Consider the following 11,927-nt stretch of genomic DNA (forward strand, 5'->3'; position numbering starts at 1 on the left):
AAGGATAAAACCAAGTAGACTCAAAACCAATTTCACACCTCTCATTATCGTCCTCCCACAACCCAGCGCCGGCCAATTCTTCCCAGCGACTGGGCGAAGATTCGATTTAATCCTTGTTCCCATCCGCGAGGGCCACTTTGATCCATCCGAAGTCTGTCTCCCGGATTAGTCCGTAGTTGTAAAACGAGAATCCCGTAGCCCCAGCTCGGCGACCGTACGCGACTTTCTGCTTCAGTTCCTCGACCGAACTGCCGTCGGGAAAAGATGGCCGTAGGGCGATATATAACTCTGTCTGCCGGGGCAGGACGTCTCGCACAGCGGAAATTGTCGAGACCATTTCTGCCGTTGCCTTGCGGTAGTAGGCCACTTCAACTGCTGACACGAGATGGCCTAGGCGGGGTAGCTCTATCCCCATTGTCCAGTTGATGACATCAGGCAATGTGAATAAGATGAGTCGGGTTCGAGCGCCCTGAGCGATCTCCCACAGTTGCCTGAGAAAATGCTCCACCGTTTCATGTCGCACGCGGAGATAATCACTCAAGCCTGGAATGCCATCTATGGTTTCCCTCAGGCTTCCAAGTGGGTCACTCGACGTCGCCAGGAACCGGTCGAGGCGGGTTCGTATGTCTCGTTGTAGGCGGTTGCCGTTAACTCCCCGTTCTAGGCTTCGCTTTTTACACGCTTCACAGAAGCACAGTGACAGCAAAAACTCCGCCCCCTCATCAAGCGGCAGGCCTTCAGCCTCGTGATGGAATCCATACCTGAACCCCATGAACCCCAATGATTCTAGCTCAACAGCATCGAGCGGCTGTCCCTGGAGGAGTTCGCTCAGGACGATGCAAACATACCGTCGCACAGCATCGTGGCTTGGGCAAAGAGAAAAGAAATAACGGTCCCCATAGACGTTTTGCGCGGCATACTGCGGATAAAGAGACCCCAGGTAGCTATTGTGCAAGCAGACCATCCAGCCGGTGATCCTGATTCCCAACCTTTGAGCTTTTTCGATCACCACAGGCAACAGGTTTTTCTCGGTCACTAAACTAGCTACACGCGGTTTAATCTCGCTCTGGGCGAACGCCCTCGCGCGCGGTCGAAAATACAAAACCCCGTCTTCTGGGAAATAGACTCTTCGCCGGGGATTATGCGGCAGCAGAAACTTCCCGGCGTGATAGGTTACCGCTATACTGATCGAAGACACTCCAATCTTTTCCTTGACTGTTCGCAGGACGTGTTCCTCACCTTCATCTGCGACATCCCAAGGATACACGAAGATCGAACTGTAGGTCATAGACTCCTCCCTGCGGCAGGCGCGTGGGCGGCCACTGAGTGCTCGATAGAAAGCGCAACCCAATCCCAACCGCAACAACTCTCTTCGACTAAGTCCGCTCCAGCCACGGGTTACCACGACTGGAACTCCTCGATGAATTCGCCTAGAGCGGCCACAATGCCGTTAAACAACCGTTCTCCCTTCTCTTTGGAAGCCTTTGTCGGATCACCATACACGCCCGAAGGACTTAACTCATCATGATCCACGGCCACGTAAACGCGACTGGCCTCATAGATATCACGCCCCAGGTACTTCGATTCACGGAACTGCCCGCCACTTGTAGCTTTCTCCAGATTCACCAGCCCGGGAGCTAAAAAGAGCAGCAGCGACGTCTCTAACTCGCAGGCATGGCCAATGCCGCCGGGCCTAGATTCTCGAATGGCTTGAATCACCGCTTCGGCCAGCTCCCAATAAGACGCGAGCACAACTATGACTTCAGGATGCGCATCCTTGATCATTCGAAGCGCGACTTTGGCCGGGTCAATGTTCCCCCCATGACCATTCAGCAGAAGGATTTTTCTGAAACCATCACGGATAAAGCTTTGGCAAAGATCGCGTAGGTACTGCGCATACGATACAGCGTCGAGACTGACCGCGCCCGCGAAGCGACGATGCGACGAAGAGCTTCCTACCCAGACAGTGGGGACAAGCGCGATCTGGGTCGGGAAACGTTGTTCCACAGCTTCAGCTATGCGGGTGACGATGATCGTATCGGACAAGACTGGCAAGTGCCGTCCATGCTGTTCGCAAGATCCTAGGGGCAGCATTAACACGGTTGCTCGCTTATCGAGTCCCCTGATTTCGTCCGCTGTCAATTCAGCGTATCTCATAAACCCTCATTCGATTTCCGGAATTCCGCCCCGGATCCCATCCGTGGGCGAAGCTTTGGCTTCTGGATAATAGTGCGCTAAGAGCTCAAGGCCGATCTTGGCTCGACGCACCCGTTCTCGCGCTTGTTCGATGGCAGGCTGCAGCAAATGTTCACCGATAGGATCAGTAGATACCTCATTGTACAAACCAAACTTAAGGTAGACGGGAGCCGCCATCTTAACGATTTCTGGTAGCTCATGGTAGCGCATGGTGCCGCCGTAGGCGACAGGAACTTCAATGTAGATGTCAATCGGAATCGTTAGGGCCTGTCGGATCGAGCTAATCACTGACAGCGGTAGATCAGCCGCCACATTAAAACTGTTCACCCCTAAAGTCTCAAGGACCTTAGAGGAAGCCGGATTGGAATAGGTCAGCAGGACCGATGTTTTGATCTTGAGTGTTTCTGGCAGAAGCTTTTCCTGTCTCATGGCATTGAGAACAAAGACCAAGCCTTCATCAGCGACCAACACCCCTCGAATGCCTAAGCGGCATGCCCTCTTGACATCCTCAACCGCATAAACTAATTGGTCAGCACCATACAGCCTCTTGGGAGCCAGCCCGTGTGCGCCTAGAGAGGTCTTTGTACGAGGATTGACAAACAAAAAAACCTCAATACGTTCTCTGGCGCCAATCTCGGCCATGGCGCGGATTTCGGCGTCCGTGAGTAGGCTGATACCGGTCCCTTGTGAGACTCGGTGTATCGGCACACCAAGGTCTCTCGCCATTTTGATAACGACCTCGAAAACGGCTGGTGTTTCCACTTCGGGAATTTCAATCCGATACTGTCCACCATCAGGGAATCGCTTCTCTGATACCACTGTCCCGTCGTCCCGCGAAGGCAGGTTCAACGTTTCCAGAAAGCGTCTCGTTGCTTCCATTTCATTCCCCCAGTACCCCATCAGTTACATGGCCTTTTGCTCAAGGTTCCTGAATCATCGCTCTGCTATCCCTATCCAAGGCCGCATCCACCTGAGCCTTGGCGAAGGCCCCGGCTCGCGTCGCACCCTGGAAAAATAAGTAACCCGTTATCAGCGAGAGCAACCAAGAGAAACAGCCCATGCTGATACGCCCTCCGCTCAGGCTGAAGAATCCAATGACCAAAGAGAAACAAAACGCGATCCCCCAGAAACAAGCCCATAAGTCCTTGTTGGGGTCGCTTGTCATCGCGCTCCGGGGCTTCTGCTCTGCGTAGTTGGCGATCGGCCCCCACCATCCTAATGGACGAACCTTCAGGTAGAAGGCTCGCAATACATCCGGGTTCTCTGGTCGGGTAAGCAGTGTCACGGCCAGGATGATGATCCACCCCGATACGAACAGGATGCTGAATCCATACCAGAAGGGATAGCGACTCATATCACCAAAGGCAGGCACCAATCCGTCGAGGTTCCAGCCAAGTGTCTGCTGGATCCAGGTGCGCCAGCTTTCAGGTAAGACGGTGTCAGAGCCAAACCAGACGACGAAGGCTAGCGGAAAGGCTCCCAGCATGCCCACTGCATCTCCAAACACATTCATGCGCCACCAGAACCACTTGAGCCATGCCAATGGCAGCGAGAAAACGATGAGCGCGGAGTTAATAAACAGCGCCCAGGATTCTAGCCTCTGCGGATCAATGGCGAGCCCCAAGGCATACGCTATGATTAACGTCACCACCGTCAGAAGGCGACCGATCCAAACATATTCTCGAGCACCGGCCCGAGGTCTCAGGTGACGGCGATAAATGTCATTGACAAGGTACGAGCTCCCCCAGTTGATCGTTGCGCTCACTCCCGACATGAATGCTGCTAGCGCGCTGGCCAAGAGCAATCCCCGAATCCACACTGGCGCATAATCTCGTACCATCTGAGCCCAAAGGGTGGCTGGCGTCTCCACTGAGGCCTCGTGGTAGAGAGCCACTGCCGCCATGCCGATGAAAACGGCCGGGATCAGCCGCACAACCAGTGATAATACACAGTTGAACATCTGCCCGATAATCGCATGCCACTCGTTGCGCGCGGCCATCGCTCTTTGTGCCGTCCATCCCTCACCCGCAAAGGGTGATCCAGCAAAGAAGAGGCCCTGAAGGATGAGGGCCAGGAGTGTCATAGGCGTGATTTGCTGACCTATGGGCAGCGGTTGAAGGAAATCCTCTCCTCGAACGGCTTCGATCTTGGCGTATATGGCCTCTAGGCCACCCGCCCGGTCAACGACCACAACCATGAGGATGAAGCCACTGGCCATGATGAGGAAAAATTGGATCAGCTCCGTATATACCACGCCAAAAAATCCTGAGAGCAACGTGTAGAGCACAGTGACGCCGCCGAAAATGAGCAAAACCTTCACCGGACTCCAGCCTAAAATGGGCGAGATCGTTTGGGTGAACCAAACCGACATATAGGCTAGGAGCACGACAGCCCAAACCATATAGGCATGGATGGCATAGGCCGCGCGATAAAAGCTGGCAGCCGACCCACTGTAGCGGTGCTCAATGAATTCGCCAGTGGTAACCACGCCTAGTCGCCGCCACATCTTCGCCCAGACTACTGCCACTATTGGCATCCAGATACACCAGGAAACCCAAGCCACCAACCAGTACTCAACGAAACCACCGATGAAAAACAGCATCACCCAAGGCGCACTAGCCGCGCCATAGGACGATACGTCAGAAAACCCGATGAGCCACCAGGGCATCTTGCGCCCGCCAATGAAGAAATGTTCAGGACTCTGGCTCGCCGTCCTAGTGAAAGCCAGGCCGATGGCCACCATCGCCAGGCAGTAAATGACTACAACTATCCAATCGAAAGAGGTCATGAGTGAGAGGTCCGCTACAGCTATGCTCTAATACTTCCTTCAGGGGACCGAGCACGAGCCCCAGGGTCAGTACTCAGTCCCCGATACTCGAGGCTGAAGCCCGCCGTCAATCAAAACTCAAACCGCAGACCAAATTGGATGATCCGCGGATCCGTAGCTGAGAGAACTCGGCCAGCCGTTGGCACATTGATAGCTGTGACCGGGAGCCCGAAGTTTGGATGGTTAAACAGGTTAAAGAACTCAGCTCGGAACTGAATGCGGCTGTTCTCCCGAATGGCAAAGTTCTTGTGCAGCGCAAAGTCCACATTGGAGAACCGATCGCCCCTCAAGATATTTCTGCCCGAATTGCCGAAACTAAAGAACGGCGGGACGGTAAAATCGGCGGGGTTAAACCATCGCTCCAACGTCGGCTTAGAAACACGGCCAGAACCAATGCGATTGGGTCGCCGGGTTCCGACGCCGATATTGGCCGTATCAACGGTGACAGTCGGCGAAAAGGGAAGCCCAGATTGGACCACAACAATCCCAGCAATTTGCCAGCCGCCTAGCAGGTGGTTGGCCAGCCCGCTTAGGGTATTAAGAAACGGTCGGCCACGACCGAATGGAAGTTCGTAGAGGTAGCTGAAGACGAACCGGTGGGGAACATCAAAGTCGGCAACCGCTCGTCCGGCCGCTTTGTTAAATGGATTATCGAAACAGGCCACGTTACCATCGTTGCTGCAATTATCAATCACTTTTGACCAGTTGTAAGACAGCAAGAAAGTGAGCCCTTGAGAAAACCTCTTCTCCACTTTCGCCTGGAGGGCATGATAGTTTGATGCCGCGCCATCCTCGCGAATAACACCCAATCCGAATTGAGGGAAGGGGCGGCGTGGTTGAATTGGTCCCGGCCCCGGTGGTGGGATATTGAAGACATTATCGTCCTCCAAGCGAGTCCCTTTATTGCCGACGTAGCCGAGCTCGACAGCCAGATCCCGGGTGATCTCCTGCTGCAGGACGAGATTCCACTGGGAAAGGTATGCCGTTCGCTGTCTCGGATTGAGTGAGAAGATCAGCGGCGGCGTGAAGGCTACTCCAACCGGTGAACGGAAGAAGTCGACCAAATCGCGCGTGGGCGTGGGGACATCATTAGCCAAGGACTCATCGACGATGAAGGGAGGGTTGATGATGAATTGGCTTACCTGCGTGTTGCCGTTGCGCTCCAAGTAAAATATCCCACCGGCCAGTCGGATCACCGTCCGCCTTCCCAGCGGCTGCCAGGCCAGTCCGAAGCGAGGAGCAAAATCGTTCCAGTCAGTGAACCGCAATCGGGTAGGAAGCGACGTCTGCGTCGAGGGGATGATCCACCGTCCGAATTGCCGGAATGCGGCTGGTGCTACCTGCTGGGAAGTCAGGTTGATGCTGCCATCCCGGCTGGAGACAACCACCACGCCAAGGCTCTGATCGAAGTGCCCACCAGCTAGGTGCAGTGGCACCGCTGGCAGATTCACTTCGTAGCGAAGACCCAGGTTGAGCGTCAGGTTTGGCCTGATGCGCCAGTCGTCTTGGACGTACTGATGGAAGTTTGAGAAGGACATGCCGAACGTGTTGCGCGGAAACGAACGGGACGCACCCGAGGGCAAACCAAGCAAGTAATCGGCAAAAGCATTGCCCGTATAGACACCACTGAAGGTAAAAACCCCACGAGCGAAAGCGGCATTGGACCCAATATCGGTGAACCGCCGCCAATCGAGTCCGGCTTTGATTGTGTGTTTACCCCTCACAATGGTCACATTGTCAATCCACTGAAAGCTTTCCGGGATGTTGCGCAGAGGTGAGAACGCCTGGCCGTTGAGAGAAGTCAAGCCGGCTATGTTCAACGTAGGGAACCCAGGCGACTCCTTGGCAGTCTCCTCAAAGCCTCGGATGCCACTCTGACTCGTGAAATCTGTCCCCAAACCCTGGGGCGAGCTATCTCGCGCCAGGCGTGAGTAGCCAAAGCGAAATTCATGCAGAATGCTTGGAGAAAACGTGCGCGTCCACACCAGAACGGCATTCTGATGCCGAACAAAAACGCTGTTGCCACCGACCTCGGGAAATGGTCCGGGATCAAAGGTCCGTATGTCGTTGAAGGAGTAGCGCGCATAGAAATGATCCTTGGCCGACAGTCTCTTATCCACGCGGATGTTGAACTGATCCACCGTGAGCGCTCGACTGGGGGCAGTGACGAACGTTCCGGCTGGGGTGTTCGGGAGCGGAAAGAACTTGAGGAAGAACACGGCGGGAGGAGAGAATCGAGTTGTAGGAATCCGGTTGTTGGCAAACGGCTGGCCAGTCCGCGGATCCTGCAACGTTCGCGTGGGCAGCAGCGACGAGAAATCGCCTTGTCGGAAGGCTGCCGAGGGGACAACCGCATTGAACACAGTGCCCCGTCGTTCCCGCGTCCCTTCGTAATTGCCGAAGTAAAAGAAGTCGTTTCTGATCAGCGGCCCACCCAGGGCAAAGCCGAATTGATTGCGCTTCAGTGGCGGCACCGTCGGCGTGAAGAAGTTACGGGCATCGAGCTTGTCATTTCGGAGGAACTCGAAGACGGCGCCGTGAATTTCATTGGTGCCGGATTTGATCGCCGTATTGATCTCAGCCGCCCCGCGACCGAATTCGGCGGCGAAGCCACTAGATTGAACCTTAAATTCCTGAATCGCATCCACGCTGGGCGAAAGTGACAGACCGCCGAAGATGAGCTCCGAGTTCGTGATACCATCAAGAAGGAATTCCGTCTTCGTTGCTCGTGCTCCGTTGACCGAGATGAGTGGAGAGTTGAAAAAGCCGGAGGTGCCTGTTTGAATCGCTCCTGGAGTGAGCGTCGCCAACTGGGCAAATCCTCGGCCGTTGAGAGGAAGTTCGAGTATCTTCCGGTTATCAATCACACTGCCGATGGCTGCGCTTTCCGTCTGAAGTAATGGAGCCTCGTCGGTCACAACCACCTGCTCTTCGATCTGTCCCACCTCGAGCGTGATGTCCACCCGAGCCCTTTGGTCAACCCGCAGGGTGATTGATTCGATAACCTTCGTTTTGAAGCCGGTACGTTCAGCTTTCACCGAGTATCTACCAACACTTAAGCCGGTGACAACGAATTCGCCAGCGTCGTTCGTGACCACTTGGCGAGTTTGATTGGTCTCCACGTTGATCACAGTGATCGCGACCCCGGGAACCACAGCCTCAGCCCGATCCGTCACCGTGCCAACGAGGGAGGCCGTAGTGGCTTGTCCAAAGGTAGGTGCTACCAGAACTAGCGAAAACAGTGCCCCTGCTAATGCCAATAAGATCATTGGTCTCATACCCGTCTCCTTTCAATTTCGTTGATCTGTCAACGCTTGGCGGACACCCGGCGGAGTGGCGCTCTCTCTGGCCCTTAGCTCCGCCAATTTGTCCTCGGCAACATCAATTCCTAGACCAGGTCCGTCACCCACTTCGGCGAAACCATTTTCAATCCGGAGTGGGTTTTTGACTGGTCGCTCGACGTGATAAAGCGGGCCAATGATATCGCCAGGGAACTTCTCGCTGGCGATGGCCGCCGTCGAAACGGCGAGATGACACATCGCACTGGCACCCAGGTCCCACTCCAAGTTGCTGCCTATGTGGCATGCCAACCCAGCCGCTTCGGCCATCTTGCAGATCGAACGAGCCTTCAAAATCCCACCATTCTTTCCGGGGTAGATGCTGATGACATCAGCCGCTCCCAGGCGAATGACCTCGAGTGCTTCCCGCTCGGTGAAGACTGCTTCATCAGCCATAATGGGAATCGCGACAGCCTTCCTAACCTCGGCCATACTTACAAGGTCGCAGCGATCAACGGGCTGCTCAACCAAGGCGACACGGTAGGGCTCAAGCTCACGGATCATGTGGATAGCTTCTTTCACACTCCATCCGCCATTGGCATCCACAGTCAGCATCACATCAGACCCAATGGCTTCGCGTACCGCCTTGACCCGAGCCAGATCCTGCTGGGTGTCCAGTCCGACTTTGACTTTGATGGCGCGAAATCCGCATCTGACCATTCTGCTGGCCAAGGCCGCCGCTTGATCGGCGGCCACCGCCCCGATGGTAAATTTGATGGGTAACTTCGCGTCTCGACAGCGGCCGCCAAGGAGCCTATACAGTGGGACCTTCAGAGCCTTGCCGATAATGTCTAGCAACGCCATCTCGATAGCTGACTTGGTGAAGAGATTGCCTTCGCAGACACGATCGAGCTCGGCCATCAGAGACTCTAGATCAAACGGGTCGCGGTGGAGTAGTTTGGAGGCGAATTCGTCTTCTATTAAAGCGCAAGCGCCGCGTTGAGTCTCGCCACTCCAGGCCGGCATAACTGCAGCCTCTCCCCAGCCGGTGATCTCTGCATCTGTGTGGATCGCTACCAAAGCATACCGGGAAACACGATGCTCACCGCCCGCACTTATGATCATCATCTCAGGCTTGACCGCAATACTGACGGGAATCGCTCTGACCTCGATTATCTTCATTGACCACCCTCAAACCTATAACCCGAAGACCTCTCGTGCGCTGCGGTTGAAAATCCAGTCCTTCTCTTCGTTGGATATCTCCATATCCTCGACGTAGTAAACAAGAGCTCTGAACGCCGTACTTGGACCATCAGTCCCGAACAAAATCCGCCTTGCTCCGAATTCCCGGACGGCCTGCTCGACAGTAACCAGAACCTCATGACCGCTGATTTCGAGATAGATGTTTTCGGACAGCCTGATTGCTGGGAAAACGTCCAGATGTAGTTCGTGCTTGCCCATATGGCCCATGATGACCGGAACGTCAGGAAATTTCCTAGCGATGTCGGCGATAAGCAGCGGTGTGCAGTAAGGAGCTGTTCCTGAATGGATGAGAACAGGAAGCCGGAACTCAGCCGCCTTCTCGAACACCGGATATACGAGCTCATCATTCGCTGGAAAGCCTTGGACCCAAGGATGGATCTTGATACCTCGACAGCCATACTTCTCTACGGCTTCGGTTATTTTCTCCTTCACGGCTGCCGCTCCCTCGTACACGTTGGGTACGTACTGACCGAGAACACGATCCGGACGAATCTTCATCAGCTCAAATACTTCTTCGTTGCCACCATGGCGACTCTTCCAGCAACGAAAGATCATTGGCGTCAAGCTCGACGCGGCTGCCTGATGTACTTCAAACCGGTCTAGCCAGTCCAGATAGCCGTCAATGGTCCTCTTGACAAGGGCCTTATAGTCGGCGCTTCGTGGCCTCAGTGTGTAAAGGTCAATGGTGTAAAGATGAGTATGAGCATCAATGATGAACCGTTGGCCCGACATTGCTGCGGCATCCTCTTCACACCGGTCAAGCCGGTAGAGCCCGATGAGGTGAATCCCCCGGTGACTCGCCCAAGTTCAACAAGCGACGGAGGTTCCCTCCTAAAACACACCTCTTCTCCTCCTCAGTTAAGTCTGCATCCTGAATCTTTGCCAGTTGACAGCGCATGCTGGTAGCTGGCCACTCTGAGCCGAAGACAACACGGTCTTTACCTAATTCCTTTACTGCCCAGACCGCCGGCCCGATTGAACTTTCAATCAACACATTTCCCACCTTACCTGCTGAAGCAATCGCGTGCTGATAAAGATTATTTAATCCCACATGCCCCATAATGAATGAGATTTCCGGGAAGCATCGTGCCAAGTCTAAAACCTGCCCGGGCATCGACCATGGCTCATTCCCAGAGTGAATATAAACGGGGACGCCATACTGAGCGGCTTTCTCAAGAATCGGGTCTAGATTCGGCTCAAGCAGTAAACAATAGCCGTCTGCCATCGGATGAAGGCGAATGCCCTTGAATCCTTTCTCTCCGATGTAGAAATCGAGCTGCTCAACTGCATCGTCATCCCAAGGATTGATCCGGACAAAGCCAATGAGCCTATCTGGATATCTGGCTACGGCCTGCAAAACTTCCATATTCATTTGATGAATCATGTGGGGAAAACCATCACCTGAGACACAAGCTTGAGTAATGCCGCAGGCATCCATGACCCGCATTAAATCCTCGGCTCCATAATGCCGCTCGGTCAGATAGCAGATGAGGCTACTGCTGCCGAGGTGACAGTTGGCATCAAGAATCAGCGAGGGATGATTGAAAACTTTATTGTCCATAAATATGGACTGGCTTCCTTTATTCTAGCCGTACCATTATAGGAGAAGCACGGATGTAGTCAAGAATTGATTGACATGTCTATCATTTTTTGTTCATAATTCTGGACGGGTTTTTATTTTTTTGAACTCAAGTTATGGCGACCCGGAGCCGAAAACCTATGGTCGAAAAAAAGACGCCAATAGTGTCCTCCGTCAAACGAGCGTTAAGCATCATTGAAATGCTCGCCCATTCAAAGCGAGGGATGAGCATCTCTGATGTGAGCCGTAGGCTTCGCATACCAAAGAGCACAACTCATTGCATTGTAGTCACGTTGGAGAAGACAGGGTATCTCGAAAAGAATGAGCGCACGGGAAAGTACTCCCTTGGTCTGAAACTCTTCGGACTGGGGAGCCTTGTTCTGAGCCAACTGGAACTCCGCGAACAGGCATTACCTTATTTGAGACAGCTGATGGAGCAAACCAAATTGACGACGCACCTGGCCATCCTGGAGCAGGGAGAGGCTGTCTATGTTGAGAAAGTAGAAGCTCCTGGTCTGGTGAAGATTGATACGTGGGTGGGTCGGCGAATGGACATCAATTGTACAGGAGTCGGTAAGGCGCTCATCGCTTATCTGCCGGAAGAGCAGCTCCACGAGTTGATCAAGCACAGGGGTCTCCCCCGCCACAACCATAAGACCATCACCTCTCCAGATAAACTCATCCAGGACCTCCAAAAAGTTCGTGCTCGCGGTTACTCGCTCGATGATGAAGAGGATGAGCTGGGAGTGAGATGCATTGGCGCGCCCGTCTTCAATCATCAAGG

At 54.0% G+C, this 11,927-nt stretch carries 9 protein-coding genes; 1 reads left to right on the plus strand and 8 read right to left on the minus strand.

All coding sequences use genetic code 11. The features are described 5' to 3' along the window. Window positions 1-106: 106 nt before the first annotated feature. From NZ823_16980 to NZ823_17015, 8 genes are all read right to left on the minus strand, one after another. On the minus strand, window positions 107-1,288 hold the full coding sequence (locus NZ823_16980; GenBank protein MCS6806822.1) for a hypothetical protein: 1,182 nt from the start codon (window positions 1,286-1,288) through the stop codon (window positions 107-109). Between the two features lie 110 nt (window positions 1,289-1,398). After that, the gene (locus NZ823_16985) at window positions 1,399-2,157 is read right to left on the minus strand and encodes a creatininase family protein (GenBank protein MCS6806823.1); all 759 of its coding nucleotides are present in this window, start codon (window positions 2,155-2,157) and stop codon (window positions 1,399-1,401) included. Between the two features lie 6 nt (window positions 2,158-2,163). Continuing rightward, complete coding sequence (locus NZ823_16990; GenBank protein MCS6806824.1) at window positions 2,164-3,075, minus strand: U32 family peptidase; 912 nt, start codon at window positions 3,073-3,075, stop codon at window positions 2,164-2,166. Between the two features lie 40 nt (window positions 3,076-3,115). Then, the gene (locus NZ823_16995) at window positions 3,116-4,984 is read right to left on the minus strand and encodes a sodium:solute symporter (GenBank protein ID MCS6806825.1); all 1,869 of its coding nucleotides are present in this window, start codon (window positions 4,982-4,984) and stop codon (window positions 3,116-3,118) included. A gap of 110 nt (window positions 4,985-5,094) precedes the next feature. Further along, window positions 5,095-8,301 carry a carboxypeptidase regulatory-like domain-containing protein gene (locus NZ823_17000; protein ID MCS6806826.1) on the minus strand — a complete coding sequence of 1,069 codons (3,207 nt, stop codon included), beginning with the start codon at window positions 8,299-8,301 and terminating at the stop codon, window positions 5,095-5,097. A 12-nt stretch (window positions 8,302-8,313) separates the two neighbouring features. Then, window positions 8,314-9,483 carry a hypothetical protein gene (locus NZ823_17005; protein ID MCS6806827.1) on the minus strand — a complete coding sequence of 390 codons (1,170 nt, stop codon included), beginning with the start codon at window positions 9,481-9,483 and terminating at the stop codon, window positions 8,314-8,316. A 15-nt stretch (window positions 9,484-9,498) separates the two neighbouring features. Further along, window positions 9,499-10,296, minus strand: coding sequence for an amidohydrolase family protein (locus NZ823_17010; protein MCS6806828.1), 798 nt, complete (start codon window positions 10,294-10,296; stop codon window positions 9,499-9,501). 25 nt (window positions 10,297-10,321) lie between these two features. After that, window positions 10,322-11,125 (minus strand): amidohydrolase family protein, encoded by an 804-nt coding sequence (locus NZ823_17015; protein MCS6806829.1) that lies wholly within the window; start codon window positions 11,123-11,125, stop codon window positions 10,322-10,324. A gap of 449 nt (window positions 11,126-11,574) precedes the next feature. On the opposite strand from NZ823_17015, the gene NZ823_17020 reads away from it, so the two are divergent. After that, window positions 11,575-11,927: IclR family transcriptional regulator (locus NZ823_17020; GenBank protein MCS6806830.1), on the plus strand; the 353-nt coding region annotated here is incomplete at its 3' end.

The organism is Blastocatellia bacterium, from assembly GCA_025054955.1.
Classification (GTDB): domain Bacteria; phylum Acidobacteriota; class Blastocatellia; order HR10; family J050; genus JANWZE01.